Origin of the sequence: Pseudomonas sp. Leaf434 (assembly GCF_001425545.1) — a bacterium.
GTDB lineage: Bacteria > Pseudomonadota > Gammaproteobacteria > Pseudomonadales > Pseudomonadaceae > Aquipseudomonas > Aquipseudomonas siliginis.
Window position 1 is genome coordinate 404,021 of sequence record NZ_LMQZ01000008.1, and the last position, 16,682, is coordinate 420,702.

Here is a 16,682-nt window from a genome sequence, read left to right on the forward strand (position 1 = left end):
CCATGTTGATCGGTAGTGTGATTTATTGCGTGATACCACCAAATCAGAGCGAGATTGGATGTGAGCAAGCGAGCCTATAACTTCTGCGCCGGTCCGGCGGCGCTGCCTGAAGCTGTCCTGCAGCGCGCCCAGGGTGAACTCCTTGATTGGCACGGCAAGGGTCTGTCGGTCATGGAAATGAGCCATCGCAGCGATGAGTTCGTGTCCATTGCCACCCAGGCCGAGCAGGATCTGCGTGACCTGCTGAATATCCCGTCGAACTACAAAGTGCTGTTTCTGCAGGGCGGCGCCAGTCAGCAGTTTGCGCAGATCCCGCTGAACCTGTTGCCTGAAGGCGGCTCGGCCGACTACATCGACACCGGTATCTGGTCGCAGAAAGCCATCGAAGAAGCCTCGCGCTATGGCCTCGTCAACGTGGCTGCCACTGCCAAGCCTTACGACTATTTCGCCATCCCAGGCCAGAACGAGTGGAATCTGTCGAAAGATGCCGCGTACGTTCACTACGCGCCGAACGAAACCATCGGTGGTCTGGAATTCCAGTGGATCCCGCAAACCGGTGACGTGCCACTGGTTGCCGACATGTCTTCCGACATCCTCTCGCGCCCGGTCGATATTTCGCGTTTCGGCATGATCTACGCCGGCGCGCAGAAGAACATCGGCCCGAGCGGCATCGTCGTCAACATCATCCGCGAAGACTTGCTCGGCAAGGCCCGCTCGCTGTGCCCGACCATGCTCAACTACAAGGTCGCGGCCGATAACGGCTCGATGTACAACACCCCGCCGACGCTGGCCTGGTACCTGTCCGGTCTGGTGTTCCAATGGCTGAAAGAGCAGGGCGGCGTCGAAGCGATCGCCAGGCTCAACGACGTCAAGCAGCGCACCCTGTACGACTTCATCGACGCCAGTGGCCTCTACAGCAACCCGATCAACAAGTCGGATCGCTCGTGGATGAACGTACCGTTCCGTCTGGCTGATGATCGTCTGGACAAGCCGTTCCTCGCCGGTGCCGACGAGCGCGGCCTGCTCAATCTCAAGGGCCACCGCTCGGTGGGCGGCATGCGCGCCTCCATCTACAACGCCGTCGACATCACCGCGGTCAACGCGCTGGTGGCGTACATGGCGGAATTCGAGAAGGAACACGGCTGATGTCCGAGCAAGAACTCAAGGCACTGCGCGTTCGCATCGACGCTCTGGACACCAAAGTCCTCGAGCTGATCAGTGAGCGTGCGCGTTGCGCCCAGGAAGTCGCCCGCGTGAAGATGGCCTCGCTGGCCGAAGGCGAAGTGCCGGTGTTCTATCGTCCTGAGCGCGAAGCTCAGGTGCTCAAACGGGTGATGGAGCGCAACCAGGGGCCGCTGGGCAACGAAGAGATGGCGCGGTTGTTCCGCGAAATCATGTCGTCGTGCCTCGCGCTGGAGCAGCCGCTGAAAGTGGCCTACCTCGGCCCTGAAGGCACCTTCACCCAAGCGGCAGCGATGAAGCATTTCGGCCACGCGGTGATCAGCAAGCCGATGGCGGCGATCGACGAAGTGTTCCGTGAAGTCGCCGCCGGTGCGGTGAATTTCGGCGTGGTGCCGGTGGAAAACTCCACCGAAGGCGCGGTCAACCACACGCTGGACAGCTTCCTCGAGCACGACATGGTGATCTGTGGCGAAGTCGAGCTGCGCATCCACCATCATCTGCTGGTCGGCGAAAACACCAAGACCGACAGCATCAGTCGCATCTATTCCCACGCGCAGTCGCTGGCCCAGTGCCGCAAGTGGCTGGACGCGCATTACCCGAATGTCGAACGCGTCGCGGTGTCGAGCAACGCCGAAGCGGCCAAACGGGTCAAGGGTGAGTGGAATTCGGCAGCGATCGCTGGCGACATGGCGGCAGGGCTGTATGGCCTGACGCGTCTGGCCGAGAAGATCGAAGATCGCCCGGACAACTCGACCCGCTTCCTGATGATCGGTAACCAGGAAGTGCCGCCGACCGGCGACGACAAGACCTCGATCATCGTGTCGATGAGCAACAAGCCCGGCGCGCTCCATGAGCTGCTGGTGCCGTTCCACGACAATGGCATCGACCTGACCCGCATCGAAACCCGTCCGTCGCGCAGCGGCAAATGGACCTACGTGTTCTTCATCGACTTTGTCGGCCACCACCGTGATCCGTTGATCAAAGGTGTGCTGGAAAAGATCAGTCAGGAAGCAGTAGCACTCAAAGTGCTGGGTTCCTACCCGAAAGCAGTTCTCTAAGGGGCGGTAGCAAATGAGTGGCAACTTCCTCGCTCTGGCACAGCCGGGCGTGCAACAACTTTCGCCGTACGTTCCGGGCAAGCCTGTGGACGAACTGGCGCGCGAGCTGGATCTGGATCCGGCAAAAATCGTCAAACTGGCGAGCAACGAAAACCCATTGGGCGCCAGCCCGAAGGCATTGGCGGCGATCCGCGAAGAGCTGGCCGAGCTGACCCGCTACCCGGACGGTAATGGTTTCGCCCTGAAGTCGCTGCTCGCCGAACAGTGCCGCGTCGAGCTGAATCAGGTCACGCTGGGCAATGGCTCCAACGACATTCTTGAGCTGGTTGCGCGTGCCTATCTAGCGCCGGGCCTGAATGCGGTGTTCAGTGAGCACGCCTTCGCGGTGTATCCGATCGCTACCCAAGCTGTCGGTGCGCAGGCCAAAGTCGTTCCAGCCAAAGACTGGGGCCATGACCTGCCGGCGATGCTTGCGGCCATCGATGCCAACACTCGCGTGGTGTTCATCGCCAACCCGAACAACCCGACCGGCACCTGGTTCGGCGCCGAAGCGCTGGACGAATTCCTGCAGGACGTTCCCGAGCATGTGCTGGTAGTCCTCGACGAGGCTTACATCGAGTACGCCGAAGGCAGTGATTTGCCGGACGGTCTCGACTTCCTCGCGGCGTACCCGAACCTGCTGGTGTCGCGCACCTTCTCCAAGGCCTATGGTCTGGCCGCGCTGCGCGTCGGTTATGGCTTGTCGACGCCTGTGGTGGCAGACGTGCTGAACCGCGTTCGCCAGCCGTTCAATGTCAACAGCCTCGCGTTGGCGGCGGCGTGTGCGGCGCTGAAGGACGAGGAATATCTGGCGCAAAGCCGTCAGCTCAACGAAGCCGGCATGCAGCAGTTGCAGGCGGGTTTCCGTGAGCTGGGACTGAGCTGGATCGAGTCCAAAGGCAACTTCATCTGTGTCGATCTCGGCCAGGTCGCGGCGCCGATTTTCCAGGGCTTGCTGCGCGAAGGCGTGATCGTGCGTCCGGTGGCCAATTACGGCATGCCGAACCACCTGCGGGTGACCATCGGTCTGCCGGCCGAAAACAGCCGTTTCCTCGAGGCGCTGCGCAAGGTTCTGGCTCGTGGTTGATGTCACTGCGCTGCAACCTGCTGCACCTATGATCGGTCGCCTTGTGGTGGTCGGTCTGGGGTTGATCGGTGGTTCGTTTGCCAAAGGTTTGCGTGAAAGCGGCCTGTGCCGTGAAGTGGTCGGCGTCGATCTGGATCCGCAATCGCGCAAGCTCGCGGTCGAATTGGGTGTGGTTGATCGCTGCGAAGACGATTTGGCGACGGCTTGCGTCGGTGCTGATGTGATTCAGCTGGCGGTGCCGATTCTGGCTATGGAAAAGCTGCTTGCGCGTCTGGCTGTCATGGATCTGGGGCAGGCGATTCTTACGGATGTCGGCAGCGCCAAAGGCAACGTGGTGCGCGCGGCGACCGAGGCGTTCGGCGGCATGCCGGCGCGTTTCGTGCCGGGGCACCCGATTGCCGGTTCCGAGCAGAGCGGGGTGGAAGCCTCGAATGCCGAGCTGTTCCGCCGGCACAAGGTGATCCTGACGCCGCTCGAGCAGACCGATCCTGCCGCACTGGCGCTGGTCGATCGCCTCTGGCGTGAACTGGGTGCCGATGTCGAGCACATGCAGGTCGAGCGTCACGACGAAGTGCTGGCCGCGACCAGCCATCTGCCGCACCTGCTGGCCTTCGGTCTGGTCGATTCGTTGGCCAAGCGCAATGAAAATCTGGAGATCTTCCGTTACGCTGCCGGTGGTTTTCGCGATTTCACAAGAATCGCCGGAAGCGACCCGGTGATGTGGCACGACATCTTCCTCGCCAACCGCGAGGCTGTCCTGCGCACACTCGATACATTTCGCAGCGACCTCGACGCCTTGCGCGACGCGGTCGATGCAGGGGATGGGCACCAATTGTTGGGCGTTTTCACGCGCGCCCGGGTTGCCCGCGAGCATTTCAGTAAAATCCTGGCCCGCAGGGCCTATGTGGACGCTATGAATTCCAACGATCTGATCTTCCTGGCTCAACCTGGTGGCCGCCTGTCCGGTCGGATTCGCGTACCGGGTGACAAATCGATTTCCCACCGTTCGATCATGCTCGGCTCGCTGGCCGAAGGCGTCACCGAAGTCGAAGGCTTCCTTGAGGGCGAAGACGCCCTGGCGACCTTGCAGGCATTCCGCGACATGGGCGTGGTCATCGAAGGCCCGCACCACGGCCGCGTTACCATCCACGGTGTCGGCCTGCACGGCCTGAAACCTGCGCCGGGCCCAATCTATCTGGGCAACTCTGGCACCTCGATGCGTCTGCTCTCTGGCCTGCTGGCGGCGCAGAACTTCGACAGCACCTTGACCGGCGACGCTTCGCTGTCCAAGCGTCCGATGAATCGCGTGGCTAATCCTTTGCGAGAAATGGGCGCCGTGATCGAAACCGCTGCCGAAGGTCGTCCACCGATGACCATTCGCGGTGGCCATAAGCTCAAGGGCCTGACCTACACCATGCCGATGGCCAGTGCTCAGGTGAAATCCTGCCTGCTGCTTGCCGGTCTCTATGCTGAAGGCAAGACCACGGTGACCGAGCCAGCACCGACCCGCGATCACACCGAACGCATGCTGCGTGGCTTCGGCTACCCGGTCAGCGTCGACGGCGCCACGGCTTCGGTCGAGTCCGGCGGCAAGCTCACCGCGACTCACATCGAAGTGCCGGGCGATATCTCGTCGTCGGCGTTCTTCCTCGTCGCGGCCTCGATCGCCGAGGGTTCCGAGCTGGTGCTCGAGCACGTTGGCATCAACCCGACCCGTACTGGCGTGATCGATATCCTGCGACTGATGGGCGCCGATATCACTCTGGAAAACCAGCGTGAAGTGGGCGGCGAGCCAGTGGCTGACTTGCGCGTGCGGGCAGCTAAACTCAAAGGTATCGAGATTCCGGAAGCGCTGGTGCCGCTGGCGATCGACGAATTCCCGGTCCTGTTCGTCGCGGCTGCATGCGCCGAAGGGCGTACCGTGCTGACCGGTGCCGAAGAGCTGCGGGTCAAGGAGTCCGATCGGATTCAGGTCATGGCGGACGGCTTGCTGGCGCTGGGCGTCAAGTGCGAACCGACCCCGGACGGCATCATCATCGACGGCGGCCAGATCGGCGGCGGTGAAGTGCACGGTCACGGCGACCACCGTATCGCCATGGCCTTCAGCGTTGCCTCGTTGCGCGCTACCGCACCGATCCGCATCCATGATTGCGCCAACGTCGCGACCTCGTTCCCCAACTTCCTCGCGCTGTGCGGGCAAGTCGGCATTCGTGTGGCACAAGAGGCTCAGTCGTGAAAAACATTGCACCGGTCATCACCATCGATGGGCCAAGCGGCTCCGGCAAAGGCACGGTCGCCGGGATTCTGGCCAAGCGTCTGGGCTGGAACCTGCTGGATTCCGGTGCGCTTTATCGCTTGCTCGCGTTTGCTGCGCATAACCATGGCGTCGACCTGACCAATGAAGAGCTGCTGAAGACATTGGCCGCTCATCTGGATGTGCAGTTCATCGCCGCGACCGAAGGTCAGCTGCAGCGGATTATTCTCGAAGGCGACGAAGTCAGCGATGTCATTCGCACCGAAAGCGTCGGTTCCGGGGCCTCGCAAGTGGCTGCGCTGCCCGCCGTACGCGAGGCGCTGCTGCAGCGCCAGCGTGCGTTTCAGGAAGCGCCGGGTCTGGTGGCGGACGGTCGCGACATGGGCACGGTGGTATTTCCGGGTGCACCGCTGAAGATTTTCCTCACCGCCAGTGCCGAGGAGCGGGCGCGCCGTCGATATTTGCAGTTGAAGGGCAAAGTCGAGGGTGTTAGTCTGTCGAGTCTGCTAGATGAGATCCGTGCACGCGATGAGCGTGACACCCAGCGCGCAGTAGCCCCGCTCAAGCCGGCGGCCGACGCGATTCAGCTGGATTCAACGGAGCTTTCCATCGATCAGGTGCTTGAACGCATCATGAGCGAGATCGCCATTCGCGATATCGCCGGGTGACCAAGAAGGCCGCAGGGGACCAGTCATAGTCCTGCGGTGCTTCTTTTAAATGAAACTAACCCACACCGTCTGGGGTGTGGAGATGGGCGTTTACTTCGCCCTCATCTACAGGAATTAAAATGAGCGAAAGCTTTGCGGAACTCTTTGAAGAAAGCCTGAAAACCCTGAACCTTCAGGCAGGCTCCATCATCACCGGTGTTATCGTTGATATCGATTACCAGGCTCGCTGGGTAACCGTTCACGCTGGTCTGAAGTCTGAAGCACTCATCCCGCTTGAGCAGTTCTACAACGATGCTGGCGAACTGAACATCAACGTTGGTGATGAAGTTCACGTTGCTCTGGATTCGGTTGAAGACGGCTTTGGCGAAACCAAGCTGTCCCGTGAAAAAGCCAAGCGCGCTGAATGCTGGATCGTTCTGGAAGCAGCCTTCGCAGCCGAGGAAGTGGTCAAGGGCGTTATCAACGGTAAGGTTAAAGGCGGCTTCACTGTCGACGTTAACGGCATCCGTGCGTTCCTGCCAGGTTCCCTGGTTGACGTCCGTCCAGTGCGCGACACCACGCACCTGGAAGGCAAAGAGCTGGAATTCAAGGTCATCAAGCTGGACCAGAAGCGCAACAACGTTGTCGTTTCCCGTCGCAGCGTCCTCGAAGCCGAGAACTCCGCCGAGCGTGAAGCTCTGCTGGAATCCCTGCAGGAAGGCCAGCAAGTCAAAGGTATCGTCAAAAACCTCACCGATTACGGCGCATTCGTCGATCTGGGTGGCGTGGACGGCCTGCTGCACATCACCGACATGGCCTGGAAGCGCATCAAGCATCCTTCCGAGATCGTCAACGTTGGTGACGAAATCGACGTCAAGGTTCTGAAATACGATCGCGAACGCAACCGTGTTTCCCTGGGCCTGAAGCAACTGGGCGAAGATCCATGGGTTGCTATCAAAGCCCGTTACCCAGAAGGCACTCGCGTTACCGCTCGTGTTACCAACCTGACCGACTACGGCTGCTTCGCTGAGCTGGAAGAAGGCGTTGAAGGTCTGGTACACGTTTCGGAAATGGACTGGACCAACAAGAACATCCACCCTTCGAAAGTCGTACAAGTCGGCGACGAAGTGGAAGTCATGGTTCTGGACATCGACGAAGAGCGTCGTCGTATCTCCCTGGGCATCAAGCAGTGCAAGTCGAACCCATGGGAAGACTTCTCTGGCCAGTTCAACAAGGGCGACAAGATCTCCGGCACCATCAAGTCGATCACCGATTTCGGTATCTTCATTGGTCTGGACGGCGGCATCGACGGTCTGGTTCACCTGTCCGACATCTCCTGGAACGAAGTGGGCGAAGAAGCCGTGCGTCGTTTCAAGAAGGGCGACGAGCTGGACACCGTCATCCTGTCGGTTGACCCGGAGCGCGAGCGCATCTCCCTGGGCATCAAGCAACTGGAAAGCGATCCGTTCTCCGAGTACGTCTCGGTTAACGACAAGGGCGCTATCGTGACCGGTACCGTGAAAGAAGTTGACGCCAAAGGCGCCATCATCGTTCTGGCCGACGACATCGAAGCTACCCTGAAAGCCTCCGAAATCAGCCGTGACCGCGTTGAAGACGCGCGCAACGTTCTGAAAGAAGGCCAGGAAGTTGAAGCCAAGATCATCAGCGTTGATCGCAAGAGCCGCGTAATCCAGCTCTCGATCAAGTCGAAAGACGATGCTGAAGAGAAAGAAGCCATCCAGAGCCTGAAAGCAGCTCCGGAAGGTGAAGCAGCTGACACCACTATGGCGGCACTGCTGCGTCAAGCAATGGCCAAACAGAACTAAGTTCTGCTTGATCATTAAAAAGGGCGACTTCGGTCGCCCTTTTTTGTGCCTGCGATTTGGCTCTTGTACGTCCGTGCATGAAACCAATGGCTTCGCCTGTGGGTCTGTTTCTTTAATCGGATCAATCGCCTATTCGCGACTAAGCTTGATCTTGAGTATTAGTCGTCAGGCTTGCCTGGCATAAGGAAGTGGATGAACAAGTTATTTGTTGTTGCGGTGGTCCTGGCGCTGGCAGGTTGCACCACCAGCGCGAAAACCCATGCGGTGCGCGGCGTCAGTGGTATCGAGGTCGATTGCTCCGGGTTGGGTTCCGGTTGGGAAAAGTGCCAGAAGCGTGCAGCGAAGGAGTGCAAAGGTATGGGCTACAAGGTCATCACCCGCTCTGATGATGCGAAAGATGAAGATGAATACCCGTTTGGCTTCAATCCCGCAGGCTTTGTAACCCGGACCATGCTGGTGATGTGTCGTTAAGTGAGCAGCGATCCGACTCGCTAGGAAATGCCCTGAAAATGGGCGTTTTGACCGCGGGAGATATATGTCAATCCCTGGGCTGTTCAAATTCTTCCGGGCATGCTAAAACCTTTCAAGCGCTGATCTAGCTGCTTGAAAAAGAAGGGAAAAATATGACGAAGTCGGAGTTGATCGAACGAATTGTCACCCATCAAGGGCTACTCTCATCCAAGGATGTGGAGCTGGCCATCAAGACCATGCTTGAACAAATGTCTCAGTGCCTCGCCACCGGTGATCGTATCGAGATCCGTGGTTTCGGCAGCTTCTCCCTGCACTACCGCGCGCCGCGCGTCGGCCGCAATCCCAAAACCGGCCAGTCGGTAAGTCTGGACGGTAAATTCGTTCCGCACTTCAAGCCGGGCAAGGAATTACGTGATCGCGTGAACGAAGAAGAGGAGGAGGGCGCTTGATCTTCGCTATTCAAATTCAAGGGGGCGTGAATGCGTAACCTGAAACGCATACTGCTTGGCGTTTTTCTTCTGCTGATGGTTCTGGTTGTGCTGGCGTTTGTGCTGGAAAACCAGCAATCGGTTTCGCTTTTGTTTCTGGGTTTTTCCGGCCCGCAGTTGCCGGTGTCGGTTGTTGCAGTGTTGGCGTTGCTGATTGGTATGTTGATTGGTCCTGTGTTGGGCTGGTTTCTGGGGCGCTCGTCCAGAGCTGCACGCAAGCGAGTGGTGTGAAAACGACAGGCGCACGGCATCTGTCGAAATTGCGCCTCAGCCTGTCTTTATCCATTAGTAAAAGCATCATTAAGCTGTAAAATGCGTCCCTTGTTCGATCGTGCCTTAATGCATGTCGATTCAGACTGACTCTGACGGATGCCAACTGATAGTGGCTTCTGCATTCATGGATTAGACCGCGCTCTCTGGCAGCGCTGTCCGCAGCTCAAGGGTATCGCTTCGCGTGAAAATTCTAGTTACCGGCGGCGCCGGCTTCATTGGCTCGGCAGTCATCCGTCACATCATCTCCAACACTTCCGATGCAGTCGTTAACGTCGACAAGCTGACGTACGCCGGCAATCTGGAGTCCCTGGCAGAGGTCAGCCAGAATTCGCGTTATGCCTTCGAGCGCGTCGATATCTGCGATCGTGATCAGATCGACCGTGTCCTGCGTGAACACCAGCCCGATGCAATCATGCACCTCGCGGCAGAATCCCACGTCGATCGCTCGATTTCCGGCCCGTCCGAATTCGTCCAGACCAACATCATCGGCACCTACACGCTGCTCGAAGCCGCGCGCCACTACTGGGCTGCGCTGGATGACACGCGCAAGGCCAACTTCCGCTTCCACCACATTTCGACTGACGAAGTTTACGGAGACCTCGAAGGTCCGGAAGACCTCTTCACCGAAACCACCCCTTACCAGCCAAGCTCGCCATACTCGGCCAGCAAGGCCAGCTCCGACCACCTGGTCCGTGCCTGGGCCCGCACTTACGGCTTGCCGACACTGGTCACCAACTGCTCGAACAACTACGGCCCATGCCACTTCCCTGAGAAGCTGATCCCGCTGATCATCCTCAACGCGCTGGAAGGCAAACCGCTGCCGGTGTACGGCAAAGGCAACCAGGTTCGTGACTGGCTGTATGTCGAAGATCACGCGCGCGCGCTTTATAAAGTCGTCACTGAAGGCGTCATCGGCGAGACCTACAACATCGGCGGTCATAACGAAAAACAAAACATTGAGGTAGTGCATACCCTGTGTGCGTTGCTCGATGAGTTGCGTCCTGATTCTGCCCATCGTCCGCATGCCAGCCTGATTACTTATGTTCAGGATCGTCCTGGACATGACGTGCGTTATGCAATCGATGCGAGCAAGATTCAGCGTGAGCTGGGTTGGACTCCGAAAGAGACTTTCGAGACTGGTATTCGTAAGACTGTCGAGTGGTATCTGAATAACACTGAGTGGGTTGAGCACGTGAAGAGCGGCAGCTACCAGCAGTGGATTGATCAGAACTATGCGGATCGCTCGAATAAAGCATGAAGATCCTACTCCTAGGAAAGAACGGTCAGGTGGGCTGGGAGCTGCAACGTTCCCTGGCTCCGCTAGGTGAACTGGTCGCTCTTGATCGTCACCTTGTTGATGGCCTCTGCGGTGATCTGTCGAATCTTGAATCCTTGCGTGCAACGATTCGTCAGATAAAGCCCGACGTTATTGTTAATGCTGCTGCTTATACGGCGGTTGATAAAGCTGAGTCGGAAACCGAATTGGCAGATCGCGTAAACGGACTCGCGAGCGGCGTCATGGCGGAAGAAGCCGCAGCGTCGGGCGCATGGCTGGTTCACTACTCAACGGATTATGTTTTCAGTGGTCAAGGCGTCACGCCATGGCAGGAGACAGACCCTGTTGCGCCGGTGAACCATTACGGCGCCAGTAAGCTCACCGGTGAGCAGGCAATTATCGCATCGGGTTGTAAGTATCTGATCTTTCGTACTAGCTGGGTTTACGGAGCTCGCGGCAACAACTTTGCGAAGACCATGCTGCGCTTGGCGAAAGATCGCGAAGCGTTGAGCGTGATTGCGGATCAGATCGGAGCACCGACAGGTGCTGATCTGATTGCTGATGTAACGGTGTTGGCTATCCAGCAAGTTCTGAGGCGTCCAGAGCTGGCCGGTCTCTATCATCTAGCCGCTGCTGGTGAAGTGTCCTGGCATGGCTATGCCAGTCATGTCATTGACTTCGCAAAATCCCAAGGCGAGGAATTGGCTGTGACAACGGTCAATCCTATCGAGACCACTGCCTATCCGACACCTGCGCATCGCCCTCTGAACTCACGTTTGAATACTCAGAAGCTGCGCGACAATTTTTCTCTACACTTGCCGGATTGGCAAAGTGGTGTAACCCGAATGCTTAGGGAAGTTCTGAACAAATGACCACGACAAATCGTAAAGGCATCATCCTCGCCGGTGGTTCGGGCACCCGACTGCACCCGCTGACTCTTGGTGTGTCCAAGCAGATGCTGCCGATCTACGACAAGCCGATGATTTTTTATCCGTTGTCAGTGCTGATGCTTGCCGGGATGCGCGAGATTCTGATTATTTCTACCCCTGAAGACTTGCCTTGTTTTCGCAAGCTTCTGGGGGACGGAAGTCTGTATGGCATCAAATTGACTTATGCCGAACAGCCAAGTCCCGATGGCTTGGCGCAGGCTTTTATCATTGGCGAAGAATTCATCGGCAATGATCCTTGCTGTTTGATACTGGGCGATAACATTTTTTACGGTCAGCATTTCTCCGACAATCTGCGTTCAGCGACCAACCAGCAGCGAGGCGCAACGGTATTCGGTTATCACGTTTCCGATCCGGAACGTTTTGGTGTTGTCGAGTTCGATGCCTCCGGCCGTGCGCTGAGCATCGAAGAGAAGCCGCTGAAGCCGAAATCCAGCTACGCGGTAACTGGCCTGTATTTCTACGACAATCAGGTGGTTCGGATTGCCAAGAGCATTCAACCTTCAGAGCGTGGAGAGCTTGAGATCACTGATGTCAATCGTGCCTATCTTGAACAGAAATCACTGAATGTTGAAATGCTGGGTCGTGGTTTCGCATGGCTTGATACTGGCACGCACGATTCCTTGCTGGAGGCCAGTCACTTCGTCCACACCATCGAGCAGCGCCAAGGCTTGAAAGTTGCGTGCCTGGAAGAGATTGCTTTCAATAACGGATGGATTGACGACGAACAGCTGGCCAAGCAGGCCGACAGCCTGAAGAAAACCGGCTATGGACAGTATCTGCAGAAACTCCTGGATTCCAGCACTCGCTGAGATCCGTTGTCCCGTTCACTTTCTCAGAACCGTGCAAGCAGGAATGGAATGCCAGTAACAACTCCCCGGGTTGCAGTTTTGCTGGCTGCCTACAACGGAATGCAATGGATTGAAGAGCAACTGGCTTCAATCCTCGCTCAATCCGCGGTGCAGATCACCATTTACATCAGTGTTGATGCCTCTGACGATGGTACGGAGGTATGGTGCGCAGATTGCGCCGCCCGACATACTAATGTCTTTCTGTTACCGGCGGGTATTCGGTTCGGCGGGGCATCGCGCAATTTTTTCCGGCTGATCCGCGACGTGGACTTGCAGGAGTATGACTATGTCTCCTTCGCCGATCAGGATGATGTCTGGCATGAGGACAAACTTGAGCGGGCGATCTCCTTGATGCGAGAGCGTGGAGTGGATGCGTACTCTAGCAATGTCACCGCGTTCTGGGAAAACGGCAGGACTCAGTTGCTCAACAAGGCGCAACCTCAGACGCGCTGGGATTTCCTTTTCGAAGCGGCCGGCCCGGGTTGTACCTATGTGCTGAGCGCACCGCTGGTGCGGGCGATGAAACATTCGATGTTGATGCAATGGAGTGAGTTGCAAAAAGTCAGCCTGCACGATTGGTATTGTTACGCCTTCGCTCGCAGCCACTGCTTTCGCTGGTATATCGATCCCCATCCTTCGATGGAATATCGACAACACGAACGTAACCAGGTTGGGGCGAACACTGGCCTCAATACGATGATTGCCCGTTATAAAACCATTCACGATGGCTGGTGGTTCACCCAGGTTGCGTTGATCGCACGTCTGACGGGGCAAGCTGGCGACCCCTTCGTCGGCTCGTGGCTACCACTGCGTCGTTGGCAATTGATCAGGCTTTCGTTTTCGGCTTGGCGCTGTCGTCGCCGGATCAGGGATCGTGTGTTGTTTTTCCTCATCTGCTGGGCGACAGCCCTTGCCGGGAAATCCGCACAATGAGCGCGCCAAGAGTCTGGGTGACCGGGGCGAGCGGATTTGTCGGCGAGGCGCTGGTAATGCACTTGTTGCTAGGGCGAAAGTTTGCGCCGGTAGCGGCTGTGCGTGGCGGTACGCGTCTACTCGGTTTGTGCCCTATTGTGCGATTTGAACTGGGAGCAACCTCGCCTGCGCAGTTGGTCGGTATACACATCGTCGTACATGCGGCTGCCAGAGTACATGTCATGCAAGAAACTGCGGACGATGCATTGGCCGAATTTCGTCGCATAAATGTCGATGGCACCCTGCAATTGGCCCGCTCGGCTGCCCAAGCCGGGGTCAAGCGTTTCGTTTTCATCAGCTCAATCAAGGTCAATGGTGAGAGCACGCCTCCCGGACGTCCTTTCACGGCGCAGGATATACCGGAACCGCAGGATCCTTATGGGATTTCCAAGCTCGAAGCGGAGCGCGCGTTGCGGTTGCTTGGCAGTGAAACCGGAATGGAGATTGTGATCATTCGCCCGCCACTGGTTTATGGCCCCGGAGTAAAGGCCAATTTTCTCAGTCTGCTCAACTGGCTCGACAGGGGGATGGTTCTGCCCTTAGGCGGCATTCGCAACCAACGCAGCATGGTCGCGCTTGGCAATCTGGTCTCGTTGATCGAGACCTGTCTCGGTCATCCGGCTGCGGCTGGGCAAACCTTTCTGGTTAGCGACGGCAGTGATTTTTCGACACCTGGCCTGCTGCGTCGATTGGCTTCGGCCTTAGGGAAAAAGGCGCGCTTGCTGCCTGTTCCTTCGTTGCTGCTGCTGGTCTGTGCAGCCGCCGTGGGCAAGCGCGCTGTGGCTCAGCGAGTCTGTGAATCGTTGCAGGTGGATATCAATAAAAACCGCGAGATGCTGGGCTGGGTGCCGCCGATTGATGTGGACATTGCCATGCGTCGTACAGCAGGCCATTTTCTGGATAGGCATAAATGATTATTGGTGGTTTGTTGCTTCTTGCCATTTTCTTGCTGTCTTGGGTGTCGACTTGGGGGATGCGACATTACGCGTTGTCCAAAAGTCTGATGGATATTCCCAATGAGCGCAGTTCGCACTCGGTAGCGACCCCTCGAGGGGGGGGAGTGGCTATCGTCTTCGGCTTCCTCTTGGCCCTGCCCATTTTCGGCTGGCTGGGGTTGATGGATCATGCTGCGCTGGCCGCCATGTCAGGCAGTGGGTTGCTGGTTGCGCTGATCGGCTTTGCCGACGATCATGGGCACATCGCTGCAAGATGGCGGTTGCTCGGACATTTTCTTGCGGCGATTTGGGCTCTGTTCTGGTTGGGTGGGCTGGCTCCTATTGCGGTGTTGAACGGCACCATTGATCTGGGTTGGATGGGCCATGCAATTGCGGCGGTGTATCTGGTTTGGATGCTCAATCTCTATAATTTTATGGATGGCATTGACGGGCTGGCGAGTGCCGAGGCGCTGTGTGTGTGCTTGGGCATTGCACTGGTTTACGCGTTGATCGGCGAAGTCGAGCCAATCTGGAGCGTGCTGGCGATGAGTGCGGCGGTTGGCGGTTTTATGTGCTGGAACTACCCACCCGCACGAATCTTCATGGGGGATGCCGGCAGCGGTTTTTTGGGCATTGCCCTCGGGATTCTGTCGCTGGATGCGGCAACCCGTTTACCAGAGCTGTTGTGGAGCTGGGTCATTCTTCTTGGCGCATTCGTGGTTGATGCAACCTTGACGCTGTGCAGGCGACTGCTCAACGGTGAAAAGGTCTATCAGGCCCATCGCAGTCATGCCTATCAATACGCGGCGCGACACTTTAAAAGCCATAAGGCAGTCACCCTGGCGGTAACCGGATTGAACCTCTGCTGGTTGATGCCGTGGGCGGTCGTGGTGGCGTTGGGCGTTGTGCCAGGAGTGGCCGGGCTGATCGCCGCTTATATACCGTTGTTCTGGTTGGCTATCCGATTCAAGGCCGGCACTCGGGAAAAGCCGCCAATCTCGTGAGGCCAGGCCGGGCGTGGGAGCTTGTATCGGATAATGCTATGATTCGCGACCCCGTACGGGGAGGCAACGGAAGCGCAGGCGTCATGCATCCTGGTGGTCGACTTATAAATCCCTTTCAGTGCCTTACGTGACAATCCAGTCAATTTCATGTTGATCAGTTAATAAGTGTTGGAGCAGTACTAAATGCAGCATAAGGATAATAATTTAAACCTGCTTCGGCTGATTGCTGCGTTGATGGTTCTTTACGCACACTCGTTCGCCTTCTATGGCAATCCACCTGCCGGATTTCTGGGATTGACCTCCTACGGGGGCCTGGGTATCGACATCTTCTTCATAATCAGCGGTTATCTGATCGTCAAGAGCTGGGATTTCACGCCTTCAGCCGCCAACTTTCTAATTAAGCGATCACTGCGGATTTTTCCAGCGCTGATCGTGGTTGTGCTGATCAGCATGTTTATTCTGGGGCCGATGTTTACAACATTAACGACCAGAGAATACTTTGCTCACCCGCAGTTCTGGCCTTATCTGAAAAACATCATCCTAAACCCGGTGTTTTACCTGCCCGGTGTGCTTGAGCAAGCCAGGGTAGCCAACGCTGTAAACGGTTCGTTGTGGAGCCTGCCTGTCGAGTTCTTCATGTATTTAGTCGTTATGGCGCTAGGGCTGTTTTTTCGCAGTAGCCGCTGGGTCTATGCTGTGGCGACGGCGCTGTTCGCAATGGCTGTTGTTTTCTGGGTTTGGCGCGATGCTTCCATGAAGGTTGTCTACGGCACTGATGTGCGTCAGATTTTCCTAACTGGTATCTACTTTCTGATCGGCGGTTGCTACGCAAAATGGCGACTCGAGCGTTGGTTCAATCTCTCCGGCGTTTGCGTAATGGTTGTCGCGACTATCTTGTTGGCCCCTTACGCCCCGATCTCCACCATCGTCTTGTGGCTTACCTTGCCCTATGTAGTTTTGGCCTACGGTCTGTCCAGCAGCTGGTTGGGAACACTGATCAACAAAGTGGGTGACTGCTCTTATGGTGTCTATATATACGCGTTCCCTGTGCAACAGTTCGTATTGCTGAAGTATCCGAATATCTCTTACGGAATGTACTTGTTTGTCACCGTGCTGATCACTCTGGTACTCGGCTACTGCTCATGGCACTTGATTGAAAAACGTATCTTGAAGTTCAAGCCAAAGGATAAGAGTCGCCTCGCCGGCAAGTCCCCAGATGATCACGGGGCTGCCTCCGTAGATGTTGAAGGGCGAGTGAAAACAATTAACCAGAATATTTGATGACCGAGCAGGGCGCAGGCGGTGTTGTGAAGATGGTACGCGCGGAGAATTTTATGATGTTTTCGGGAAATGGGCGATTTTTACAGGGACT

General features: G+C 57.1%; 16 protein-coding genes. All 16 read left to right on the top strand.

Translation table 11 applies throughout. The features are described from left to right. The first annotated feature begins 60 nt into the window (after positions 1 to 60). The 16 genes from serC to ASG55_RS16740 all read left to right on the top strand — a co-directional run bounded on the left by serC (position 61) and on the right by ASG55_RS16740 (position 16,591). Positions 61 to 1,146: a 3-phosphoserine/phosphohydroxythreonine transaminase gene (gene serC, locus ASG55_RS16665; RefSeq protein ID WP_056788347.1), complete on the top strand. Its 1,086-nt coding sequence runs from the start codon at positions 61 to 63 to the stop codon at positions 1,144 to 1,146. Further along, positions 1,146 to 2,240: a prephenate dehydratase gene (gene pheA, locus ASG55_RS16670; protein WP_016770924.1), complete on the top strand. Its 1,095-nt coding sequence runs from the start codon at positions 1,146 to 1,148 to the stop codon at positions 2,238 to 2,240. Before serC ends, pheA begins: the two co-directional genes overlap by 1 nt. Before the next feature lie 13 nt (positions 2,241 to 2,253). Further along, positions 2,254 to 3,366 carry a histidinol-phosphate transaminase gene (hisC, locus tag ASG55_RS16675; RefSeq protein WP_056788348.1) on the top strand — a complete coding sequence of 371 codons (1,113 nt, stop codon included), beginning with the start codon at positions 2,254 to 2,256 and terminating at the stop codon, positions 3,364 to 3,366. 28 nt (positions 3,367 to 3,394) lie between these two features. After that, entirely contained in the window at positions 3,395 to 5,602 is a 2,208-nt protein-coding gene (locus ASG55_RS16680) for a bifunctional prephenate dehydrogenase/3-phosphoshikimate 1-carboxyvinyltransferase (protein WP_056788627.1), read from the top strand. Next, positions 5,599 to 6,288 (top strand): (d)CMP kinase, encoded by a 690-nt coding sequence (gene cmk, locus ASG55_RS16685; RefSeq protein WP_056788351.1) that lies wholly within the window; start codon positions 5,599 to 5,601, stop codon positions 6,286 to 6,288. Before ASG55_RS16680 ends, cmk begins: the two co-directional genes overlap by 4 nt. A gap of 119 nt (positions 6,289 to 6,407) precedes the next feature. Continuing rightward, complete coding sequence (gene rpsA / locus ASG55_RS16690) at positions 6,408 to 8,093, top strand: 30S ribosomal protein S1 (protein WP_016770920.1); 1,686 nt, start codon at positions 6,408 to 6,410, stop codon at positions 8,091 to 8,093. A 192-nt stretch (positions 8,094 to 8,285) separates the two neighbouring features. Next, positions 8,286 to 8,564 (top strand): hypothetical protein, encoded by a 279-nt coding sequence (locus tag ASG55_RS16695; protein WP_056788352.1) that lies wholly within the window; start codon positions 8,286 to 8,288, stop codon positions 8,562 to 8,564. A 152-nt stretch (positions 8,565 to 8,716) separates the two neighbouring features. Further along, positions 8,717 to 9,013 carry an integration host factor subunit beta gene (gene ihfB / locus ASG55_RS16700; RefSeq protein WP_007950920.1) on the top strand — a complete coding sequence of 99 codons (297 nt, stop codon included), beginning with the start codon at positions 8,717 to 8,719 and terminating at the stop codon, positions 9,011 to 9,013. A gap of 30 nt (positions 9,014 to 9,043) precedes the next feature. After that, the gene (locus ASG55_RS16705) at positions 9,044 to 9,283 is read left to right on the top strand and encodes a LapA family protein (protein ID WP_056788354.1); all 240 of its coding nucleotides are present in this window, start codon (positions 9,044 to 9,046) and stop codon (positions 9,281 to 9,283) included. A gap of 223 nt (positions 9,284 to 9,506) precedes the next feature. After that, positions 9,507 to 10,583, top strand: coding sequence for a dTDP-glucose 4,6-dehydratase (gene rfbB / locus ASG55_RS16710; RefSeq protein WP_056788356.1), 1,077 nt, complete (start codon positions 9,507 to 9,509; stop codon positions 10,581 to 10,583). After that, complete coding sequence (gene rfbD / locus ASG55_RS16715; RefSeq protein WP_056788358.1) at positions 10,580 to 11,473, top strand: dTDP-4-dehydrorhamnose reductase; 894 nt, start codon at positions 10,580 to 10,582, stop codon at positions 11,471 to 11,473. Before rfbB ends, rfbD begins: the two co-directional genes overlap by 4 nt. Next, complete coding sequence (gene rfbA / locus ASG55_RS16720) at positions 11,470 to 12,360, top strand: glucose-1-phosphate thymidylyltransferase RfbA (protein ID WP_056788361.1); 891 nt, start codon at positions 11,470 to 11,472, stop codon at positions 12,358 to 12,360. The genes rfbD and rfbA overlap by 4 nt, the downstream gene beginning before the upstream one ends. A 48-nt stretch (positions 12,361 to 12,408) precedes the next feature. After that, positions 12,409 to 13,332 carry a glycosyltransferase gene (locus ASG55_RS16725; RefSeq protein WP_056788364.1) on the top strand — a complete coding sequence of 308 codons (924 nt, stop codon included), beginning with the start codon at positions 12,409 to 12,411 and terminating at the stop codon, positions 13,330 to 13,332. After that, entirely contained in the window at positions 13,329 to 14,285 is a 957-nt protein-coding gene (locus tag ASG55_RS16730; protein ID WP_056788366.1) for an NAD-dependent epimerase/dehydratase family protein, read from the top strand. The genes ASG55_RS16725 and ASG55_RS16730 overlap by 4 nt, the downstream gene beginning before the upstream one ends. Beyond that, positions 14,282 to 15,310: an MraY family glycosyltransferase gene (locus tag ASG55_RS16735; protein ID WP_177342725.1), complete on the top strand. Its 1,029-nt coding sequence runs from the start codon at positions 14,282 to 14,284 to the stop codon at positions 15,308 to 15,310. The genes ASG55_RS16730 and ASG55_RS16735 overlap by 4 nt, the downstream gene beginning before the upstream one ends. Before the next feature lie 183 nt (positions 15,311 to 15,493). Beyond that, the gene (locus ASG55_RS16740) at positions 15,494 to 16,591 is read left to right on the top strand and encodes an acyltransferase family protein (protein ID WP_082530307.1); all 1,098 of its coding nucleotides are present in this window, start codon (positions 15,494 to 15,496) and stop codon (positions 16,589 to 16,591) included. Positions 16,592 to 16,682: the final 91 nt, after the last annotated feature.

Bases quoted from the DNA above. Each gene is read 5' to 3' on its own strand.
- pheA (WP_016770924.1), top strand. From the start codon at position 1,146: ATGTCCGAGCAAGAACTCAAGGCACTGCGCGTTCGCATCGACGCTCTG.
- hisC (WP_056788348.1), top strand. From the start codon at position 2,254: ATGAGTGGCAACTTCCTCGCTCTGGCACAGCCGGGCGTGCAACAACTT.
- ASG55_RS16680 (WP_056788627.1), top strand. From the start codon at position 3,395: ATGATCGGTCGCCTTGTGGTGGTCGGTCTGGGGTTGATCGGTGGTTCG.
- rpsA (WP_016770920.1), top strand. From the start codon at position 6,408: ATGAGCGAAAGCTTTGCGGAACTCTTTGAAGAAAGCCTGAAAACCCTG.
- ASG55_RS16695 (WP_056788352.1), top strand. From the start codon at position 8,286: ATGAACAAGTTATTTGTTGTTGCGGTGGTCCTGGCGCTGGCAGGTTGC.
- ihfB (WP_007950920.1), top strand. From the start codon at position 8,717: ATGACGAAGTCGGAGTTGATCGAACGAATTGTCACCCATCAAGGGCTA.
- ASG55_RS16705 (WP_056788354.1), top strand. From the start codon at position 9,044: ATGCGTAACCTGAAACGCATACTGCTTGGCGTTTTTCTTCTGCTGATG.
- rfbD (WP_056788358.1), top strand. From the start codon at position 10,580: ATGAAGATCCTACTCCTAGGAAAGAACGGTCAGGTGGGCTGGGAGCTG.
- rfbA (WP_056788361.1), top strand. From the start codon at position 11,470: ATGACCACGACAAATCGTAAAGGCATCATCCTCGCCGGTGGTTCGGGC.
- ASG55_RS16725 (WP_056788364.1), top strand. From the start codon at position 12,409: ATGCCAGTAACAACTCCCCGGGTTGCAGTTTTGCTGGCTGCCTACAAC.
- ASG55_RS16730 (WP_056788366.1), top strand. From the start codon at position 13,329: ATGAGCGCGCCAAGAGTCTGGGTGACCGGGGCGAGCGGATTTGTCGGC.
- ASG55_RS16735 (WP_177342725.1), top strand. From the start codon at position 14,282: ATGATTATTGGTGGTTTGTTGCTTCTTGCCATTTTCTTGCTGTCTTGG.
- ASG55_RS16740 (WP_082530307.1), top strand. From the start codon at position 15,494: ATGCAGCATAAGGATAATAATTTAAACCTGCTTCGGCTGATTGCTGCG.